Annotated in this window: 17 protein-coding genes; 4 read left to right on the top strand and 13 right to left on the bottom strand. The window is 34.0% G+C overall.

The window, feature by feature from the left end; translation table 11 throughout:
- Positions 1-18: 18 nt before the first annotated feature.
- Positions 19-1,086 carry an AI-2E family transporter gene (locus DFR66_RS07045; protein ID WP_242008644.1) on the top strand — a complete coding sequence of 356 codons (1,068 nt, stop codon included), beginning with the start codon at positions 19-21 and terminating at the stop codon, positions 1,084-1,086.
- Between the two features lie 23 nt (positions 1,087-1,109).
- On the opposite strand, the gene DFR66_RS07040 is transcribed toward DFR66_RS07045, so the two are convergent.
- From DFR66_RS07040 to DFR66_RS07005, 8 genes are all read right to left on the bottom strand, one after another.
- The gene (locus DFR66_RS07040; RefSeq protein WP_114754138.1) at positions 1,110-2,156 is read right to left on the bottom strand and encodes an o-succinylbenzoate synthase; all 1,047 of its coding nucleotides are present in this window, start codon (positions 2,154-2,156) and stop codon (positions 1,110-1,112) included.
- A 150-nt stretch (positions 2,157-2,306) separates the two neighbouring features.
- Positions 2,307-3,515 carry a tetratricopeptide repeat protein gene (locus tag DFR66_RS07035; RefSeq protein WP_114754137.1) on the bottom strand — a complete coding sequence of 403 codons (1,209 nt, stop codon included), beginning with the start codon at positions 3,513-3,515 and terminating at the stop codon, positions 2,307-2,309.
- Between the two features lie 183 nt (positions 3,516-3,698).
- Complete coding sequence (locus DFR66_RS07030) at positions 3,699-4,376, bottom strand: metal-dependent hydrolase (RefSeq protein ID WP_114754136.1); 678 nt, start codon at positions 4,374-4,376, stop codon at positions 3,699-3,701.
- A 62-nt stretch (positions 4,377-4,438) separates the two neighbouring features.
- Positions 4,439-5,389 carry a 1,4-dihydroxy-2-naphthoate octaprenyltransferase gene (gene menA / locus DFR66_RS07025; RefSeq protein WP_114754135.1) on the bottom strand — a complete coding sequence of 317 codons (951 nt, stop codon included), beginning with the start codon at positions 5,387-5,389 and terminating at the stop codon, positions 4,439-4,441.
- 81 nt (positions 5,390-5,470) lie between these two features.
- Positions 5,471-6,985: a PH domain-containing protein gene (locus DFR66_RS07020; protein WP_114754134.1), complete on the bottom strand. Its 1,515-nt coding sequence runs from the start codon at positions 6,983-6,985 to the stop codon at positions 5,471-5,473.
- Complete coding sequence (locus tag DFR66_RS07015; RefSeq protein ID WP_114754133.1) at positions 6,985-7,506, bottom strand: PH domain-containing protein; 522 nt, start codon at positions 7,504-7,506, stop codon at positions 6,985-6,987. The genes DFR66_RS07020 and DFR66_RS07015 overlap by 1 nt, the downstream gene beginning before the upstream one ends.
- 92 nt (positions 7,507-7,598) lie before the next feature.
- Positions 7,599-8,429: a 1,4-dihydroxy-2-naphthoyl-CoA synthase gene (locus DFR66_RS07010; protein WP_091170323.1), complete on the bottom strand. Its 831-nt coding sequence runs from the start codon at positions 8,427-8,429 to the stop codon at positions 7,599-7,601.
- An 871-nt stretch (positions 8,430-9,300) separates the two neighbouring features.
- Positions 9,301-10,155, bottom strand: coding sequence for a CvfB family protein (locus DFR66_RS07005; protein WP_114754132.1), 855 nt, complete (start codon positions 10,153-10,155; stop codon positions 9,301-9,303).
- Positions 10,156-10,479: 324 nt separating this feature from the next.
- On the opposite strand from DFR66_RS07005, the gene DFR66_RS06995 reads away from it, so the two are divergent.
- On the top strand, positions 10,480-11,832 hold the full coding sequence (locus tag DFR66_RS06995; protein WP_114754130.1) for a M28 family metallopeptidase: 1,353 nt from the start codon (positions 10,480-10,482) through the stop codon (positions 11,830-11,832).
- A gap of 141 nt (positions 11,833-11,973) precedes the next feature.
- On the opposite strand, the gene DFR66_RS06990 is transcribed toward DFR66_RS06995, so the two are convergent.
- A complete protein-coding gene (locus DFR66_RS06990) occupies positions 11,974-12,315 on the bottom strand; it encodes a DUF2853 family protein (protein WP_114754129.1) in 342 nt (113 codons plus the stop codon).
- An 88-nt stretch (positions 12,316-12,403) separates the two neighbouring features.
- The gene (gene menD / locus DFR66_RS06985) at positions 12,404-14,077 is read right to left on the bottom strand and encodes a 2-succinyl-5-enolpyruvyl-6-hydroxy-3-cyclohexene-1-carboxylic-acid synthase (protein WP_114754128.1); all 1,674 of its coding nucleotides are present in this window, start codon (positions 14,075-14,077) and stop codon (positions 12,404-12,406) included.
- Between the two features lie 96 nt (positions 14,078-14,173).
- Between menD and DFR66_RS06980 the strand changes: the two genes are divergently transcribed.
- Positions 14,174-14,671: a GNAT family N-acetyltransferase gene (locus DFR66_RS06980; RefSeq protein WP_114754127.1), complete on the top strand. Its 498-nt coding sequence runs from the start codon at positions 14,174-14,176 to the stop codon at positions 14,669-14,671.
- Between the two features lie 108 nt (positions 14,672-14,779).
- A complete protein-coding gene (locus DFR66_RS06975; RefSeq protein ID WP_114754126.1) occupies positions 14,780-15,730 on the top strand; it encodes a tRNA dihydrouridine synthase in 951 nt (316 codons plus the stop codon).
- A gap of 155 nt (positions 15,731-15,885) precedes the next feature.
- Here the strand turns inward: DFR66_RS06975 and DFR66_RS06970 are convergent, their stop codons facing one another.
- From DFR66_RS06970 to DFR66_RS06960, 3 genes are all read right to left on the bottom strand, one after another.
- Positions 15,886-16,473, bottom strand: coding sequence for a glutathione peroxidase (locus DFR66_RS06970; protein WP_114754125.1), 588 nt, complete (start codon positions 16,471-16,473; stop codon positions 15,886-15,888).
- Between the two features lie 144 nt (positions 16,474-16,617).
- On the bottom strand, positions 16,618-18,831 hold the full coding sequence (locus DFR66_RS06965; protein WP_114754124.1) for a TonB-dependent receptor: 2,214 nt from the start codon (positions 18,829-18,831) through the stop codon (positions 16,618-16,620).
- Between the two features lie 3 nt (positions 18,832-18,834).
- A complete protein-coding gene (locus DFR66_RS06960) occupies positions 18,835-20,130 on the bottom strand; it encodes a tetratricopeptide repeat protein (protein WP_114754123.1) in 1,296 nt (431 codons plus the stop codon).
- Positions 20,131-20,156: the final 26 nt, after the last annotated feature.

Here is a 20,156-nt window from a genome sequence, read left to right as displayed (position 1 = left end):
GTTTTAATATAAATTTGTATGTTACAATCTTCTGAATCACCCGTTCCATTTCAATCCAAAAAGAGATTTTCTACTCTAGAGATACTCCAGTTTATAGTCTTGACTTCATTAATTCTGTACTTTGGCAAAACGCTATTTATTCCGTTAAGTTTTTCGTTACTCATTAGTTTTATTCTGTATCCAATTTGTAAATGGATGGAAACAAGGGGGATAAATAAAGGAATTTCAATTGTTATTTGTATTTTAGGGATAACCCTTTTGGTGGGAGCGATAATCTACCTATTATTCGTTCAATTTATTGACTTTCTTGAGGAATGGCAGTCTTTGAGGACCAAACTAACCGAAACGATAAATCAATTGAGTATTTTTATTTTGGAACGATTTGATATTAGTTTGGAAAAACAAACAGATTTTATCAATAATACACTCAACAACTCCGGTTCTCAAGCTTTTTCGATAGTTCGAAATACTGCATACTCATTATCTGAATCGTTATTTTTTCTAATCATGATTCCAGTTTTTTCAGCATTAATACTTTACCATCGAAACTTGCTATCAAATGCTTTATATGAACTTTTCTCGCCAGAGCGAAAAAATACCATTCACGAAATCCTTATTGAAACGATTCACGTATATTACAATTTTATCAAAGGAATGCTAATAGTTTACTTAATAGTCGGATTATTAAACAGCATTGGACTTTGGATAATTGGGGTGCCAAATCCATTTTTATTTGGTTTTATAGCATCAATCCTCACTTTCATTCCTTACGTAGGCATTATGATTTCGTCGCTCTTGCCCATAGCCGTGTCGTGGATAACATATAATTCTATTTGGTATCCGTTAGCTGTAATTGCAGTTTTTTCTATTGTACAAGTTCTAGAAGCCTATATTATTTTTCCTTTTGCAGTAGGAAGCCGTTTAAAAATAAATACACTGGTAATTATAATAGTCATAATCTTGGGAGGGATTATTTGGGGCGCTGCAGGAATGATTCTTTTTATTCCGTTCATCAGTTATCATCAAATTGATTGCAGACCGCTCACCAAGCTTAAAGACGTTATCCGTTTTATTAGGAGACGGTGAGCAAAAGAAAATTAAGCAATAATCTATTGTAAAAGATCGAAATCAAATTTCCAATTCAATTCTTTTTTATACCATAATTGTCCTTGTGAAACCTCCAGCGGACAATCAAAATTATTGGTATAAAGCGCTCCGGTCCCTAATCCTTGAGGCATTAAATTATGCTGTAAAAAGGTCCATTGCGCGATGGCATTGAGTCCAATATTACTCTCTAAGGCCGAGGTAATCCACCACCCTATTTTATGTTTTTCAGCCAATGAAATCCACTCCTGTGTGCCTCGAAAACCACCTACAAAACTCGGCTTCAAAATGATGTATTGTGGCTTGATTTTCTCTAACAGTTGTTCTTTTTCTGGCAAAGTAAACACACCTATTAGCTCTTCATCTAAAGCAATAGGAAAAGGAGTGATTTTACACAGTTCTGCCATCCTGTCAGTATTGTTTTTTTGTATCGGTTGCTCAATACTATGCAATTTAAATTCAGACAATTGCGTTAATTTATTTAAAGCTAAAATTGAATCAAAAGCGCCGTTAGCATCCACCCGAATTTCGATTTGTTCTGGAGTGAAATGTTGCCTTATAAATCGCAATAATTGCAGTTCCTTATCGAAATCTATAGCGCCTATTTTAAGTTTTATACAAGTAAAGCCGTCAGCTAATTTTTCTTCTATTTGTTGCTTCATAAACGCTTCCTCACCCATCCAAACTAAACCGTTTATCAAGATGGATTTTACACCATTTGTAAAGTCAGAAGGAAAGAGTAAAAAAGGAGTTTCACTCACTAAAGATTGGAATGCCATTTCAACCCCAAATTGTATCGAAGGAAACTCCAATAAAGCCTCCCAAAGTAGATCTTTTCCCAAGTGAATATTAGCACAAGTCCATTGTAATTTTTCTTCATAATCCGGTCGATCATCAATACTCAATCCGCGAAGGATTCCGCACTCTCCTATTCCTTTTTTACCGTCCTGTTCCAAGACAATAAACCAAGTTTCTTTTTCAGTCATAACGCCACGGGAAGTTCCTGATGGTCGTTTGAAATCTAAAATGTATTTGTGGTAGGTTGCTTTCAAAAAAATTATTAATTATGAGTTATAAATTATGAGTTAAATATTCGCATGAAAAAATAAGCAATACTTAATCTTGTCAAGTCGAGCGCAGTCGAGACCTAATTGATGAGTCTAGACTGCGCTCGACTTGATAAATCCTTAAAGAGAATAATTTTACTTTTCAATCAATTTCAAAACTCTTTCAAAATCATTGGAAACTATCCCTGCTTTTTTGAAAGCTATAAAATCTTGTTTTATTTTTTGAGTCCAACTCAAGCTATCCGTTACATTTTGAGATTGATATTCTTTGTAAATGGCTTTTGCTGAGGCATAATTATCATTTAACAAATAGGCATGTGCCAAATTCATTTGAATCAATAACTCCGTATTATCAAGCTTCTCGCCTTCTTTTAGGAATTTAATCGCTTTCCCGTACTGCTTTGTCAGAAGATAATTATTACCTATTGCATTGTAATCCAACGCAGTTGCTTTTCCGTCATTGATTATTGTAGTCAGTTTCATGATGGCTTCGCCTTGCTTTCCTTGTTTTGCTAATGCAGCGGCTTGCTTACGCAAATCTTCATACACGCTTTTAGAAAGACTGCTTTCGCCAAAACAACTGTTGCCAAAATCTTTAAACGCTTTAGAACGCTCTACAGCCAATAATTTTTGGAATTCCTTAAACGTATACTTGGATTGGATTTTATCGAGAATACAAACACAAAAATCATCTGAATTGGTCATTTTTTGAGCCAAATTAGAGGTTTTACATTGGTCAATGATTGCTTTTCTGTTTTCAAGCGTCCAACCGCGACTGAGTTTATTATCGACCCAAGGAACGACTTCCAGAATAATTTTTTGGTTCATAATCCAGTTTTTACTTTCGAAACCAAACCATAAATTCCCAGAACCTGATTGCATACAAGCTGATTTCTCCGTTGAAAGTCGTTTAGCATCCTTGCTGACTGGTGTGTCTTGCACCAAACAAGCTTCATCTGTTTTTCCGTTTTCTTTGTATTTAGCAGCTAATTCAGCGCTAGAGAAAACAGCATATTTACATTTATCATCTCCTGAAATTTTAGACAAAATAAAAACTGCTCCTGCTGAACCTTGACTAATTCCCGTTGGGTCCGGAATAGCTTTTAAAACCGAAACTAAACTGCCTGCCATTTGCTGATTTTTATCCAAAAGTGTTATTCTGCAAACGACTTCGGTGGTACCTTCAGGAAAATCTTGGGTTTTTATGATGATTCTGTCTCTGGCAGAAACTGTTATTTCTTCGGTTGTGGCGCGGGTTTTATCCCAATAGCCGTCTTTTTGAGAGAAAACAGTATTTATTGAAATAAGAAATAGTACCAGAAAAGTGAAATATTTATTTTGCATGATTGATATAAAATTTAAACACTAAGCTCACAACGTTTTTCGCAAAGGTCACTAAGCAATTTAGCACTATCAAGCCCTAGCCCAGATAGCAGTGAAAATCCTTTTATCACCCAGTCAGGTTTTCGAAACCTGAATGGGTGATAAAAGATTGCAACGAATAGCTGGAATAGCTCCAAATAAAAATTACAATTCGATGGAACTTCCTATTTCCAGTAACATCAAATCTTTTCCTTTGTTAAAGAATTTACGAATAGATTCCTCATGGTCAATTTCGATATACCCAAAAGTATCGTAATGGTAGCCAAGTATTTTATCGCAATCCAAGAAATCAGAAGCAATAATGGCATCTTCGACATCCATGGTGAAATTATCGCCTATCGGCAAAATTGCTAAATCAAGTTTAGTACGCATAGGAATGAATTTCATATCCATTGTCAGCGCCGTATCACCAGCTATGTATACGTTTTTATGTTCTCCCTCGATGACAAAACCGCCCGGATTTCCTCCGTAACTGCCGTCAGGAAAAGAACTAGAGTGAATCGCGTTTACATATTTCAGTTTCCCAAAATCAAAATTCCAGCTTCCACCGTGATTCATGGGATGTGATTGAAAGCCTTTGGCACCATAATATCCCGCAATTTCAGCATTTGAAACAATTACCGCATTCGTTCTTTTAGCGATTGCTTCAACATCTAAAATATGGTCTCCGTGTGCATGAGTAAGTAAAATATAATCCGCTTTTAAAGTGTCAATGTCAATGTGCGCTGCATTTGGATTTGCAGAAATATAAGGATCTACAATGATGTGTTTGCCACCAACTTCAATTCCTAATGACGCGTGACCGTAAAATGTTATTTTCATTTTTTTTATAATTTAAAGTTTGGAATTATTTTTTAAAATTATAATTGCCCTCAAAATTCATATTAATAATTATTCACTATCAAATCCGAAAAGAAAAAAATCATACACAACGCCAACAACACCGAAAGCGCAAAAGTACTTAGCGCCAGTTTTTTTAATTCGGGATCTAATTCTCTAGGGTTATGATTTTTATAGACTACAACTAAATGATTAGTTAAAGGAATGTACGCTAATAAAAACAAGTATTGATCAAAATGAAAATCGTCAATAATTGCAAAAATCAACACCAAAACCATCGCTGTAACTATTAAAATGTAATGGTATATTTTGGCTTTGGCTCCACCAATTTTAACTACAATCGTGTTTTTATTCGATTTCCTATCGGTTGTTTCGTCTCGCATATTATTCAAATTTAAAACCCCAACACTCAATAATCCTATTGCAATAGCAGGTAAAAACAACTCTAAATCCAATTGTTTCGAGTATAAAAAATTAACTCCCAAAGTGCTTACCAATCCGAAAAATACAAATACAAATACATCACCAAAACCACGGTAACCGTAAGCGGTATTTCCAACCGTATATCGAATAGCAGATACAATTGCTAAAATTCCCAACACCAAGTAAAATAAGGAAAACCATAGATTTGTATCTCTAAACGCATAATAAATCAACAGCATCGCTGAAAGTAACGTCAAAACTGATGTTATTATAATGGCACGCTTCATGGCTTGTGGAGTAATCACGCCACTTTGTATCGCGCGTTTTGGCCCTACTCGATCTTCATTGTCAGTGCCTTTTACACCATCACCATAATCATTTGCGAAATTGGAGAGTATTTGCAATCCTAACGTTGTTAAAATTGCAAAACCAAACAATCGCCAGTTAAAGACTTCTGTTGGCGTTAATATACTATCTGTTGGGTGTGCCAAAGCATACATACTACCCACTATAATTCCAGAAACCGATAAGGGTAAGGTTCGTAATCGTGCGGCTTCAATCCAATGTTTCATATTTTTTATTTAAAATTTGCGGCTTAAAACTTAAGATTTGTTGAGCAAACAACTTTAATCTTTACACTTTAAACCATTTTGTTACATCCAATTACTATCGGAAGTTTCTATTTCGTACAACCAAAGGTTGATTTTTTGTTTTATAACTGAATAATCCCCCAATTGAAAAGCGATATTTCCTCCTGCGGTATGCAATATTATGGAACCAATATTCAACTTTTTATGCCAAAAAAGCTGCGAAGTCGTAATCGCTTGTATTTTATTGGGCTCAATAATATCATTACTGATGTCCCAAGCACCACTTTGCTTTATTATAAAATTTTCGTGAATGAATAATCGGCTATTCTTAAATCTAAAATACTGGATTAATCCAATAACTACCACATACGCCGGCACCAAATAAATATATTCAAAAATCAAAGGTTCAAGCCAATACCCAACCGCTATAAATCCAAACAAAGGTAATCCTATTGAAAGAAAAACAGAAAAAATAAGTTTACGAAAATTAGGTTGCAGCATCAATCCTTTTTCTGGGATTTTATGAAACAATAATTTCAAAATCGAATCCCTCTCAGTCGCACTGCATCCCGGGATTTCTATTATTGATTTCTGTTCTTCTTTTTCTCCGCTAGTAGCTTGTCTAATTTTTAGTTCTAAAATTCCCATTTTCCTCTGGAAATAATTTCTTGTAACGGTCGTTATTTGAACTTTTTCAGGCTTGATAATCGTACTTTTTGTATTTAACAATCCAAAAGACAATAACAGAGAGCCTTTTTGTCGCGTTATTTTGTAATCATAGTATTTGAAAATAATTCGTACAACATTAACAACTAAAACCACTCCAAATAAGAACAAAATCGATATTAAAATAGTCTGAAAAACAAAATTTTTATCAATGTAAGAACCTACTTTGTCCTTGTAGACATTGCTTTCGTCTCCAAAATTTTGTAAATTCTCAAATATTGTACTAAAGAAAATCAGCAGTAATGCAATACTTTTTCCATAATTAGAAGTAATCCCAACTTTAAGCAAACTCAAAACACTGATTTTTATAAAAGGATGAGCAACTTCAAATAGTTTTTGCTCAGTTTCCTCCAAAGTAGTTTCTGAAGTTCCAACAACACGCTGTAATTCTTCATTTTCCAACAAACGGGATTTTAATTCCAAAGCCAACTCATGCGAAATCGCTTTGATAGCGCCTTCTTTTTTATTGCTTCCGGCCGTGTCTACGTCTAATTCATAAACGCCAATTAACTTTTGGATAAAAGACTGATTGATATTTACCTGTTGGATTTTACGCAGTTGAATCGCGGTTTTGGTTTTATTAAAAACGCCATCGGTAATAATAAATTCTTCGTTTTCCGAATCTAAAAAGAAAGTGAAATTCAGGTATTTCAAATACGAAACCACTCCAATACTCACGAAAACGGTAAGCATTCCAAGGAAAAAATACAATTTATTAACCTCGTCAAACTTAAAAATCCAAATCACAATCATAGGCCACAACGCTCTAGCGTATTGCTGAAGCGTGTAAAAAAACATCACTAAAATCCCTATTGAAGATTGCCTCTGTGGCTGACTAAAATCGGCTCTCATTACAATTGCTTTTGTATTTTCCTCATTAACAATTGTTTGATTTTTTCAGCTTGTTCTTTGTCAATCCCAGGAATTTCAATATCACTGGAGCTTCCGCCAGCTGTGAAAATTTCAATTTTAGCCAAACTAAAATAACGCGAAATAAATCCTTCATGCAAAGCCACATGCTGCACTCTGTTATAAGGTATTACAATCGTATTTGTTGCAATTATTCCATATCTAAAAAGTACATCATGTTCCCGGAAAGCAAAGCCCTTTTTCTTGAATCCAATAATAGAAAATGCTACCAACAAAACTGAGAATATAGGAATCACGGCACCTATGATTAACCAAACTCTTCCTGAAAGCAGTTCTGGTTTAAACATGGAAACCAATATTGGAACAAGAATAAGTATGCCGATAAATAACGCCAAATTAATCAATACCACCCAAATATATTTAGGATGCAAATTCGTAAAAGTGACTTCCTCAAATATTGGAAGTTGGCGCGTATTAATCGTTTCGTTTGTGAAATTCTCCATTTTTTATTTTGTTTCAGGTTTAAAGTTAAAAGTTTCAAGTTCTAAACTTGAAACTTTTTAACTTTTTGTGTAACTGAACACTGATTACTAAATTACGGCAACCATTTTTTCTCAAAATTCGGTTTTCTTTTTTCCAGAAATGCGTTTCTTCCTTCTTTAGCTTCTTCGGTCATATACGCAAGTCTTGTAGCTTCACCAGCAAAAACCTGTTGTCCCACCATTCCATCATCAGTAAGATTCATCGCAAATTTTAGCATTTTAATCGCCATTGGAGATTTTTGCAAAATTTCCTGAGCCCATTCGTATGCTGTATCTTCTAATTCAGCATGCGGAATCACTGCATTCACCATTCCCATATCCATTGCATCCTGAGCCGAATAATTGCGCCCTAAGAAGAAAATCTCGCGTGCTTTTTTCTGTCCCACCATTTTAGCTAAATATGCTGAACCGTATCCACCGTCAAAACTCGTTACATCGGCATCCGTTTGTTTGAAAATAGCGTGTTCTTTACTCGCCAAAGTCAAATCGCACACCACATGCAAACTGTGTCCTCCACCTACAGCCCATCCTGGAACTACAGCGATAACTACTTTTGGCATAAATCGGATTAAACGTTGTACTTCTAAAATATTCAAACGATGCTGTCCATCATCACCTACATAACCTTGATGCCCGCGTGCGTTTTGATCGCCGCCACTACAAAAAGAATACACGCCATCTTTAGACGATGGTCCTTCGGCAGACAATAAAACTACTCCAATTGAAGTATCTTCCTGCGCATCGTAAAAGGCATTATACAATTCAGCAGTTGTTTTAGGACGGAACGCATTGCGCACATCCGGTCTGTTGAACGCAATTCTGGCAACGCCATTGCATTTCTTATAAGTGATATCTTCGTATTCTTTAGCAGTGATCCAATCCATTACAATTGATTTAAATTATTTGATTGTAAAAATAAATCATTTTTTACATTTTATCTATTCTATTTGCATAAGCTTATGGTAATCCTTCTCTGATGAAAGACTTACAAACGTTAAAAAATAATAAAAAATCAGCATTTTCACGTCCAGTAATTCTTTTTTTTTTACTTTTAAGTAAAGATAATCAGAAGAATACAAATTCTTTATCTTGATTAATTATTGATTCTTCACTGATTTATTAACCTAAAAAAAGAATGTATTGATTACAATTAAAAATGTTGTCGCTCCTTTTTGTATGGTAATAATTTATAAAAACATATTTAAAACCCTGTCAAAAGAGCTAAAATTACAACCATTTGCCTTAGCAGTAAAAAATAAAAAGTAACACCTACGGTTGCATAAAGATTTATTTTCTTGTCCTTGCATAAGTGAGACATTAATAAACAATTGTTTAGAAAATCATCTTAATTAATAAAGAAAACCAATGGCTTTATTGTGAAATTATTTCTTAACTCGTTAGCAAGTGATTGTACATTTAAAGACAAAATACCCCTTTAAAGTACTTACGCTTAAGTTAATATTTTTAAAATAGTATAGATAATACTATTGTTTTTAAAAGCGGAAAAACTACTTTGAACTTCAATTTTATTTTTTTGTTGTCAGAATTTAAAATTCTAAAACAGCATTAAAAAGAGAAAGACTAACCATTACGATTAGTCTTTCTTTTTTTTTTAAAATAAATAAAGATTGTTCAACTATATTTTTTTCTAAACCATTTAGAAATTAAGGTACATTAAGAATCTCTTCTTAACTAAATTTACTTAATATCTTAATGGTTCCAAACGAATAAACATAAAAATAGTGTTAGTATTTTTTACTCCTTAACCAAGTAAATTCCGTCTTCCTTGATTTCGATTAATTTCTCTCGGTATAAAGCGCCAATCGCTTTCTTGAAGGTCTTTTTACTCATTTTCAAAACCGTTTTAATATCTTCTGGATGTGAATTATCAGTCAAACGCAAAAAACCTCTGCTCGCTCTCAACTCATCCAGAATTTTCTCTGCATTTGGTTCGATACTTTGATATCCTTGAACTTGCAGTGCCACATCAATCTTATTATCCGGACGAATCGTCTTGATATACCCTCGCATGCGGTCTCCCGTACGAATCGCATCATCATACACTTCATCTTTGTACAACAAACCTTTGTACTTTTCGTTGATGATAACATTAATTCCTAATTCAGTGATATGAGAAACAATTAAATCTACTTCTTCCCCTTTTTCAACCGTTAGGTGATCATTTTTTAAAAACTGATTCAATTTACTGGAAGCAACTAAACGATTGGTTTTCTCGTCCATATAAAGGTAAACCAAGTAGCGTTTCCCTTTTTCCATCGGACGAGCCTGCTCTTTAAACGGAACCAAAATATCTTTTTCCATTCCCCAATCCATAAAAGCACCAATTTGATTGGTATAATTCACACGCAAAAGTGCAAATTCATTCAATAATATATACGGCTCTAATGTCGTGGCAACAGGTCTTTCTTCGTGGTCTAGATACACAAAAACAATCAACTCCTCACCTATTTCAAATTCGTTGGGAACGTATTTGTTAGGCAACAGAATGTCATGAATTCCTTCAGGATCTTCTTCTGGATTTCCCAGAAACAAACCCACTTTAGTATCACGTAATATGGTAAGCGTATTGTATTTTCCTATTTCAATCATTTTCTTTCAATTTCTAAAGCGCAAAGGTACGAAGTTTGAAAATAGTAAATTAAGAAACCGTCCACAAAAAAATAAAGCCAGAATCCGATGGCTATTTTCTTTTTTAGGAGCAGAACTTTCCGCTTTTTTCATCACGAGTTGTCCCGCTGTCCGCAGTATCCACGCCCAAAAGCGTGGGATACTTGCTTCAATCGGGGCTAGATTAGAACGTTTTGTTTTTCAAAATTTCGAATAGTATAAGAGTAAACAAATCTTAAAACTCAATTTCACTTATACTTTGTTTTTCTTTTTTACTAACTTTGAGAAAACTAAAAAAACCTATTAATGAAACCAACCTCTATTCTCTGTTTGTTCCTACTACTATTTATTTCGCATACCAATTACGCACAAACTACAGTCGATGACCCCGAAATAAAAAAAATGGTAGCCGAAGTAAAATCGGAAAACATGGAAGCTACAGTTCGTAAACTCGTATCTTTTGGAACCCGACATACATTAAGTGATACCAAAAGTAACACCCGCGGTATTGGCGCAGCGCAAAGATGGGTAAAATCAGAATTTGATAAATATGCTTTGGCATCAAATGGAAGACTGACTTCTGTTATTGATTTTTTCACCATCAAAGCTGATGGAAGACGTATTGCCACTGACAGCCAACTAGGAAATGTGATGGCAACCTTAAAAGGTACTGATCCTACAGATGATCGTGTATTAATTATAAGCGGCCATTTAGATTCTCGTGCTTCTGATGTAATGGATGCTACATCAGATGCGCCTGGTGCTAATGATGATGCTTCCGGAGTTGCTGCCATGATGGAACTTGCTAGAATTATGAGCCAAAGAGAATTTCCTTTTACCTTAATTTTTGTCGCTGTTGTTGGTGAAGAGCAAGGATTGTACGGAGCCAAACATTTAGCGGATGTTGCTAGAGATGGAAAATGGAATGTAATTGCGATGATTAATAATGACATGATTGGAAATAGTTTATCGAGCGGTACTTTATTGCGCGATAATACCAGAGTTCGTGTTTTCAGTGAAACAATTCCATTTTTAGAGACTGAAGCCGAATCAAAAATGCGTAAATCGACCAATCGTGATAATGACAGTCCATCGAGACAATTAGCCAGATATATCAAAACGGTTACCAATCAATATGTTGAGCAACTGGATATTAATTTAGTGTATCGCAACGACCGTTTCTTGCGTGGTGGTGATCATACTCCTTTCAGTCAAAATGGTTTTACAGCCGTTCGTTTTTGTGAAATGAACGAAAATTACGATCATCAACATCAAAACGTTCGAAAAGAAAATAACATACAATACGGTGATTTGGCTGAGTTTATGGACTTTGAATACATGAAGAAAGTAACCTGCTCTAATTTGGCTACATTCAGCAACTTAGCTTGGTCTCCTAAAGCACCTACAAACGTAGGGATTGAAGTAAAGGATTTGACTAATTTCTCTACTTTAGTTTGGACCGCTCCTGAAGGGAAATCAGTTTATGGATATAACATTCTGATTCGAGAAACGTCATCACAACATTGGGAAAAAACAATTTTTGTAAAAGATACAAAAGCTGAAATCCCATATTCTAAAGACAACTTTTTCTTCGCCGTACAAGCTGTAGATGCATTAGGACATTCTAGTTTACCAGTTTTTCCAGTGCCTATTCGTTAAATAGTAGAAGATTTTTAAACCATTCAGAAAAAGAGTTTTACTTATTGAATTTTAATCTAGGATAGGTTTTACAAACATCAAACAAAAAAGCGTTTGCCGAGGCAAACGCTTTTTTTTTGGTTACGATTTACTAATTAAGTATTAATTGTAAACACTTTCTTTTTTAAAATGAACGGCTAGTAAGTAGTAAATTACTGCTCTATATTTATTCCTATTAGAACGACCGTATTTTTCAATAACGGCATCTATTGCAGCATCTAATTCCGGTCCGTCGCTAAGTCCTAATTTCTTGATTAGGAAATTGTTTTTTACCGTGTCTAATTCGGATTGCTGACTTCCTGCTACCGTTGCTGAATCAGCATTATAAATTGACGGTCCACAACCAATAGTTACTTTTGTCAACAAATCCATATCTGGATTTACGCCACATTTTTCTGTTAAATCAGCAGCATACTTTACAATTAATTCTTCTCTTGCACTCATAAATTAAGGTTTTGTTATTGATTAATAGGTTTTTATTTAACCAAATTTAAACATTAATTCATCTCGTTTTACGAATTTGAAAAAAATATTAGACTAATTCTTTAAAATATTGCAGTAAAATGCTGTCATTTTTTAATGTAGGTGTAAAAACCTCCAAAATACTTGGTTTCTCATTTTGAGCATACAATGCAGCCAAACTTGTTGCTAAACTTGCTTCATCGCTCGCAATACTATATTCGAAACCATACATTTTAGCCAAATGTTCCGCCGTTAAACAATGAGAAGTTTCAAAAAATGTATTAAAAACAGGGCTTTCTTCGTGTCCTGGTAAAATCCTAAAAATTCCGCCACCTCCGTTATTGATTAGAATAATCTTGAAGTTTTTCGGGATATAATTGTTCCATAATGCATTGCTATCGTACAAAAATCCAATATCACCTGTTATAAAAACAGTTTGTTTATTATCTCGTCCTAAAGACGAGACAGCCGCGCCAATTGCCGTAGAAGTGCTTCCATCGATTCCGCTGGTACCGCGATTGCAATACACTTCAATGGAAGGATGTACGTCTATTAATTGGGCATATCGAATCGCTGAACTATTACTGATTTGCAATTGACTGTTGATGGGCAAACTCTGCATCACTTTTTCGAAAACTTTAAAATCCGAAAAAGGAATTTTGGCTAAATAAATATCGCTTTTCTGCTTTCGTAAGACTTTTACAGCGTCTAATTGATTAAAATAATTACTTTCTATTGCATTTGTAAGTGGCAAAAAAGTGTCAAAAAATACATTTGGATCAACTTCAAAATGTTTAGTCAAAGCACCAAAAGTATCATAAGCTCTCCAAGAATCAATATGCCAATGGTGTTTTGGTTTGTATTTTCTTAAAAAAGCCTTGATTCGCTTTGAAACGACCATCCCGCCAAAAGTGACTAAAATTTCCGGTCTAAAATTTTCAAAATCTTCATTCGTAAAAGGCGTAATTATCGTGTCTATATTATTAATAAAAGTATCATGATGCAAGTTAGAAGTAGTTTCGGTCAGCACTACAACCGACTCATCTTTGGCGAAAGCCTCAATTATATTTTCGTTAATGACATTCGGTTCATTCACACCAACCAGAATCATTTTTTTGGTGGAATTGTTCCAAATCGTTGCAAATTCCGAAACATCTTCAATTGAAATCGTCTGAGTAGCATTTGCGAAAGCGATAGTATTTACTTTGATTGAAAGTTCCGAAACAGTTTCGTACAAAGGTTCTTCAAAAGGCGCATTGATGTGAACGGGGCCTTTTTGAGTGATTGCAGCATTGATGGCTTCATTGATTTTTAAATCATTCTCGATTGAAACATCCTCAAGCAAATTAGCATTGTAAAGCGAATGATTTTCGAAAACATTTTCCTGCCGAATCGTTTGTCCGTCGCCAATATCAATTTTGCTTTGCGGTCTGTCTGCCGAAATCACAATCATAGGAATCTGGCTGTAAAATGCTTCCGCAAAAGCCGGATAATAATTCAATAATGCAGAACCAGAAGTACAGACCAATGCCACTGGCTGCTTGGTTTGTTGTGCGATTCCCAATGCAAAAAATGCAGCCGAACGCTCATCAGCAATACTGTAACATTGAAAGGCGGGATTGTTTACAAAACCAATTGTAAGCGGGGCATTTCGAGAACCCGGAGAAATAATTATGGTGGTGATTCCTTTGGCCAAACAAATTTCAATAATGCTTTGCGCTAAAGGTATTTTGGGGTAAATCATTGTGTAAATTTTCTGAAATACAAAGTTACAAACTTGCAACCCTTTTTCCTTTATTTTTAACGGTTATTTCTTAATTTTGAAGCAAATAAACAACACATGGAAATTAGATTAAGAGCTTACAAAACGGAAGATACACAGGCGATTTTGGACATCATTAATTACAATATTTTGCATTCCACAGCGCTATATGATTACAACATCCGAACATTTGAGCAACAAAAAGCCATACTCGAAGAAAAAATTGGAAAAGACTTCCCGGTGATTGTAGCGGAATTAGAAGGAACAGTTGTTGGTTTTGGAATGTATAGTGAGTTTCGCTTTCGGGAAGCCTATAAATTTACGGTGGAACATTCTGTTTATGTCAACCAAGACCACCATGGAAAAGGTATTGGAAAAATTCTTTTACAAGAACTAATCCGTTTGGCAAAAAATCAAAAATTACATACGATGATTGCTGTAATTGACGCTGAAAATCAAAGTAGTGTAGAGTTTCATGAAAAATTTGGTTTTAAAACTGTGGGAATCATCAAGGAATCCGGTTATAAATTTGATCGTTGGTTGCACTCTGTTTTCATGCAATTGATTTTAGAGTAAAACGAATTTTATTCTCTTGTAGCTCATTTTGTGCTATGTTCTGACTTTATGAATTTTATAACTTTAAGACTTGCTACTTTATAGTATATTTGCGCAACTAAAAATTTCATGGACTACACCTTACTATCCTCGCCTTTACAGGGATTTACCGACTTTCGTTTTAGAAATGCCCAAAACAAATTATTTGGAGGAATTGACACTTTTTATTCGCCTTACATTCGCTTAAACGGAAAAATGGTTATCAAACCGTCCTACGAACGCGACCTGCTTCCGGAGAATAATCTTGATTTAGAGGTAATTCCGCAAGTGATAACAAACGATGCCGATGAATTTTTATTTGTGGCCAAATATGTTCGAGAATTGGGGTATAAAGAACTCAACTGGAACTTAGGCTGCCCTTATCCGATGGTAACTAAATCTGGTATGGGATCTGGTTTGATTAGTAACACCGAAAAAATCAATCATATTCTAGAAAGAGCTCACACGGAATCAGATATTCTTGTCTCGATGAAAATGCGTTTGGGTTATGAAACGCCTCAAGAAATTATAGATGTACTCCCTATTCTTGACAAATATCCTTTGAAAAACATAGCTATTCACGCTCGTTTAGGAAAACAATTATACAAAGGCGGTGTAGATTTAGACGGCTTTCAAAAATGCATTGACACTACAAAGCACAAATTGTATTATAACGGAGATATAACATCTGTAGCAAAGTTTCATGAAATGCAAGAACGCTATCCTACTATTGACCATTGGATGATTGGCCGAGGATTAATTTCGGATCCATTTTTACCAAGCATGATAAAAAACAATTCCTTAGAATATCCTGCAAACAAAATGGAACTGTTCAGTGCGTTTCACGATACTTTATATGCTATTTATAGCGAATCTCTTTCTGGTTCAACTCATATTTTATTGAAGATGTACCATTTATGGGAATACTTTTCGGCTACTTTTTCAAATCCACATAAGGTTTTGAAAAAAATAAAAAAAGCCCAAAGTATTCGGAATTACGAAGCTGCTGTAGCTGAAATTTTCAAGAACGAAAAAATTTAATTTAAAATAAAACCATTAAGAAATTAAGGTTCATTAAGAATCGCTTAATGTTTCTTAATTTCTTAATGGTTAATTTTTATTTTACTCTTAAAAAAAAGAGATTTTCATTTGACTGAAAATCTCTTTTAAAATATTTTATTTTCTGAAATCAGAAATTATGCTTTAATCCAATTCAATACTTCTGGATCTGTTACTAAAGTCCTTGGAGCAATTACTTTTTCTAATTCTCCTTTTTCGTTGATTAGATATTTTTGAAAATTCCATTCAACAGTTGAATCTTGTAAACCGTTTTTTGATTTCTGAGTCAAAAACTGATAAATAGCCGCCATATCATCCCCTTTTACAGAAACTTTATCCATCATAGGGAAAGTTACTCCGTAGTTCATTTGACAAAAAGAAGCAATTTCTTCATTTGTTCCTGGCTCTTGTGAAGCAAAATTATTAGCTGGGAAACCAATAATTACTAATCCTTTGTCTTTGTATTCTTTGTAAACTGCTTCAAGATCTTTGTACTGTGGTGTTAATCCACATTTTGAAGCTGTATTAACAATCATAATTTTTTTTCCTTTTAAGGAAGCAAAATCGAAACTGTTTCCTGATAAATCTTCTACCTTGAACTGATAAATGTTTTCTTTAGCTGCTAATGGTGTACTCATATTACTTTCTGATTTTTGAGGTTGTGCCTGATTTTTACAACTAAATAATAATAAAGAGCAAGTTGCAATTAATAGTAAATTTTTCATGTTTAAAATTTTTTATAAAATTAGATAAAAATTTGTTTTATCAAAGCATTTTTTTGTTAAACAGTCGTTAAATAAAAAAGAAGACCTGACACTATAAAAATGCCAGGCTTCCAAACAAATAAACAACAAACCTTAATGTGGTATTTAAAACGTATAGGTTATTTTCCCTTTCATAAAAAAAGGAGTTCCTGGAGTAAAATGAATTTCCTCGACACTTTCAGGTTCATTTTGAAGCCTGGATTCAGTGGCAAATTGTGTTTCGTTCCATGCGGTATCAAAAATATTCTCAACTGCTATTCCAAAATTGATATTCTTATATTGGTAATTAATATTTAAATCCGAAATAAAATAACCTTTGGCAACAATAGAATTATCTTCATTCGCAGGGCGATTTTTAAGATAACGATAGCGAATTCCTCCTGAGAAACCATTCAACTTTTGGAAACTTAAACCTCCTGTAGTTGTAAAATCTGGTGCTAAAGGAATGTAATCCTGACCTTTTGGTTCATCAATACTTCTGGCATACGTATAATTTGCATCAGCATCAAAATACAACCAATCATTCAGTTGATAACGCAATCCAAGCTCTGCTCCCATACGTTTTGATTTTCCGCTTGGCTCAATGATTCCGGCATCTCCCACGTAAACAAACTCCTGTTCTAAAAATAAATACCATAATGCTGAATTCACAATCAACTTAGGAAATGGTTTCCAAATGGTACCAACATCTGTTCCTATTGCTGTTGGTAAAATTTGTTTTCCATTGTTTTGAACCACTACACGGGCATCATTTGAATGAAAACCCATTCCTGATTTTACAAAAAACTGTAAACTATTATTTTGCGAATAAATGAAATTCAGTTTTGGAGAAAACTTAACTTGAGATTCCGATTGTGTTTTGTAATTCTCCATCAATTTATCTTGATAATTGAATTTGAAATAATCCAATCTTATAGCAGGATTTATCATCAATTTCCCAAAATTGAATTCTGAATTCAAATAGGAAAACAAATTTGACTCATCAATATCTCCTAGTTTTATATTTTCAAGAACCGTTCTTCTGTTCAAAGTATGCGAAAGCTCTGTATCAGTTGTTGCATCGGCACGAAAACCAGCTCCAAACTGCAACAATACATCCGTATCATTTATTTTAGTTTTCTTATTCAACTCCGCATTCATTCCATATATATCGCGATTTTCTTTCTGTTTAATTTGGTCACCATTAATAGGATCATTTAAAAAGAAAGTAAAATTAGAATACAATTCAAATTGATAATTTGAATAAAAAGCATTGGTTTTCAAAAATGTATTTTCATCAATTGGTTTGCTTAAACTCGCATTAAAATTGGTTCGTGATGTAATTCCTCCTTCGGTATCATCAACAGCTCCAAATCTAGAAATCGTTCCATTATCAACCAAACGTTGCGGGATTTGTCCTGAAGCATCCCATTTGCTGGAAAAGCGAGAAGCTAAAATTGAAAACTTACTGTTGTCATTTAAAATAGCTGAGTATTTTCCTAACAGATTGATCCTATTAAAATTTTGGGGAGAATCAAAAGGACCATCTGTCAAGATATATTCTGTGGCAATGTAGGCACTTTGTGTTTTTTGGTTGCCCAAAAGATTAAATAACCCTACAGTTCTAATGGTATTGAATTGTCCTACTTCGACGCCAATACTACTTTTATCAATTTTATCTTTAGTTTGGAAGGTAACGTATCCTGCCGTCGCAAAATCCCCTTTGTTGGCATAATACGTCCCTTTTCCAAAATCTATTTTTTCTACCGTTTCCGGAATTACAAAATGCAAATCAGCATAGCCTTGACCATGTGCATGAGACACCATATTTACTGGCATTCCATCGACTGAAATGGCAATATCAGTTCCATGATCGATATCAAAACCTCTCAAAAATATTTGTTCTGCCTTACCTCCTCCTGCATGCTGCCCGATGAATAATCCAGGTACTTTTCGAAGAATTTCTTGCGAAGAATTTACCGGAGTAGTTTGTAAATCTATTTTTGAAATGACATTCATCGCCGAAAGTTTTGGTTGGATTACAATCTCATTTAATCTAAATATATCATCTTCCAAAATAATTATATCATCCGTAGAAACTATGGTAAAATTTGACTTTTTATATCCTAAAGCTGTTATTTTGATAACGTCTCCTAAAACGGTTTTATCTAAACTGAATAACCCAAATTCATTCGTGTGAGCATGGCTTTCAGAATTTGTATTCACTAAATATGCGTTTTCAACAGGATTACCATCACTATCCAACACTTTTCCTTTTTGGATTTGGCCGTAAGAAGACAACCCAAAAAGGGTTACTATCATTAAAATAAAACTTTTCATACGCTATAATTGATTTACCTTTTTCTCGAAATTAGGACCCAATTCATACAAACTAGTCAGTAATTCTACCTTGATAGGTTTCGTTTTGAGCGCTAAATTATTTGCTTTGTAAATCATTGCTAAGTGGTATTGAACGTTTGGTTCAAAAGATTTTTCAACCACATGTTTCTGAGCAATTTCCAATGCTTTTTTATTGTCGCCCACATTTAAGTAAGACCAAGCTAATAAATCATAAGACTCAGCTGTTGGCCTGTGATCAACTTCAGTTTTTGCAATTTCTAATGCTTTATGAGCGGTTTTTTTGTCATCAGCATAAATCAAAGTATTGTATTTATTATACATTGCACCATAATTATTCTTTTCTAACATAGAAAAATAGGCATTTCTATTTTTCATTTCCTCATTTTTATCACCTTCAAATTGAGCAATTTGAGATTTCAACAAATAAAAATCAGGAGTATTATGAGTGGCGACAATAGCATCAATAATTCTATTTGCCTCGTTTACATTACGTTCTTTTGAGAATACAATCCATGCAATTCCTTTTAAAGCATAGGAATAATTAGGATCTAACGCTAATGTTTTTAGGTAACTTTCATACGATTCCTTAATTCTTCCAGCATGACCGTAGAAATCTCCTAGGTTAGAATAGGACCAAATTTTTAGTACTTTATTATCATCTTTTTCAGCAATATCTCTTGCTTTTTCCATAAAAGTTATCGCCGTTTCTAAATCACCTTTATGATCGTTCCATTTAGCCAAACGAATCAAGTAATCAAAACTATTCATGTCTCTTATGGCATTCAAATTTTTAACTGCATCAGGATAATTTCCCAATTCCATTTGAACATCAAAAAGTAATTTTTGAGTTTCTTTTTTACCCTCGCCAATTGCTAATGCTTTATTTGCAAGTTCCAAAGCTTCCTTAAAACGGTGTTGCGAAATATAATTTCTGGCCAATGATCGAATCGTTGAAACCCGAGAATAATCATCTGCTTCATTTGATTTAGTTAATAAATCTTCAGACATATATAAGTTTTTGATATCACCAGTATATTCAAAAAGTGTGTTATAATTAGCCGCAAGTTGACTTAAATAACTAATTTGAGTTGGAGCAGCATCATATTTCTTCTGCCAAAAATCAATTTCCTTATGAGCAAAATCTAATGATTTATTGTCTGTTAAACTCAAATATTCAGCATAGTCTTCTGTATTAGTAATTTGTTCTGTTTTACTCTCGCAACCGAATATGAATAGGATTGAAAAAACTAAAAATGATATTGTTTTTAAAGTTTTCATACTCTAATTATTTTGTTTGTTTATTT

It is taken from the genome of Flavobacterium glaciei, from assembly GCF_003350545.1.
Lineage (GTDB): Bacteria > Bacteroidota > Bacteroidia > Flavobacteriales > Flavobacteriaceae > Flavobacterium > Flavobacterium glaciei.
The sequence above is the reverse complement of the archived record's forward strand: the minus strand, read 5'-3'. Positions and strand labels throughout refer to the sequence as shown.

What these genes read in the sequence shown, in the direction of transcription:
- DFR66_RS07020 (WP_114754134.1), bottom strand. Translation starts at nt 6,985, where the DNA reads ATGAGAGCCGATTTTAGTCAGCCACAGAGGCAATCTTCAATAGGGATT.
- menD (WP_114754128.1), bottom strand. Translation starts at nt 14,077, where the DNA reads ATGATTTACCCCAAAATACCTTTAGCGCAAAGCATTATTGAAATTTGT.
- DFR66_RS07030 (WP_114754136.1), bottom strand. Translation starts at nt 4,376, where the DNA reads ATGAAAATAACATTTTACGGTCACGCGTCATTAGGAATTGAAGTTGGT.
- DFR66_RS06975 (WP_114754126.1), top strand. Translation starts at nt 14,780, where the DNA reads ATGGACTACACCTTACTATCCTCGCCTTTACAGGGATTTACCGACTTT.
- menA (WP_114754135.1), bottom strand. Translation starts at nt 5,389, where the DNA reads ATGAAACATTGGATTGAAGCCGCACGATTACGAACCTTACCCTTATCG.
- DFR66_RS06980 (WP_114754127.1), top strand. Translation starts at nt 14,174, where the DNA reads ATGGAAATTAGATTAAGAGCTTACAAAACGGAAGATACACAGGCGATT.
- DFR66_RS07045 (WP_242008644.1), top strand. Translation starts at nt 19, where the DNA reads ATGTTACAATCTTCTGAATCACCCGTTCCATTTCAATCCAAAAAGAGA.
- DFR66_RS06965 (WP_114754124.1), bottom strand. Translation starts at nt 18,831, where the DNA reads ATGAAAAGTTTTATTTTAATGATAGTAACCCTTTTTGGGTTGTCTTCT.
- DFR66_RS07035 (WP_114754137.1), bottom strand. Translation starts at nt 3,515, where the DNA reads ATGCAAAATAAATATTTCACTTTTCTGGTACTATTTCTTATTTCAATA.
- DFR66_RS06960 (WP_114754123.1), bottom strand. Translation starts at nt 20,130, where the DNA reads ATGAAAACTTTAAAAACAATATCATTTTTAGTTTTTTCAATCCTATTC.
- DFR66_RS07015 (WP_114754133.1), bottom strand. Translation starts at nt 7,506, where the DNA reads ATGGAGAATTTCACAAACGAAACGATTAATACGCGCCAACTTCCAATA.
- DFR66_RS07005 (WP_114754132.1), bottom strand. Translation starts at nt 10,155, where the DNA reads ATGATTGAAATAGGAAAATACAATACGCTTACCATATTACGTGATACT.
- DFR66_RS06970 (WP_114754125.1), bottom strand. Translation starts at nt 16,473, where the DNA reads ATGAAAAATTTACTATTAATTGCAACTTGCTCTTTATTATTATTTAGT.
- DFR66_RS06995 (WP_114754130.1), top strand. Translation starts at nt 10,480, where the DNA reads ATGAAACCAACCTCTATTCTCTGTTTGTTCCTACTACTATTTATTTCG.
- DFR66_RS06990 (WP_114754129.1), bottom strand. Translation starts at nt 12,315, where the DNA reads ATGAGTGCAAGAGAAGAATTAATTGTAAAGTATGCTGCTGATTTAACA.
- DFR66_RS07010 (WP_091170323.1), bottom strand. Translation starts at nt 8,429, where the DNA reads ATGGATTGGATCACTGCTAAAGAATACGAAGATATCACTTATAAGAAA.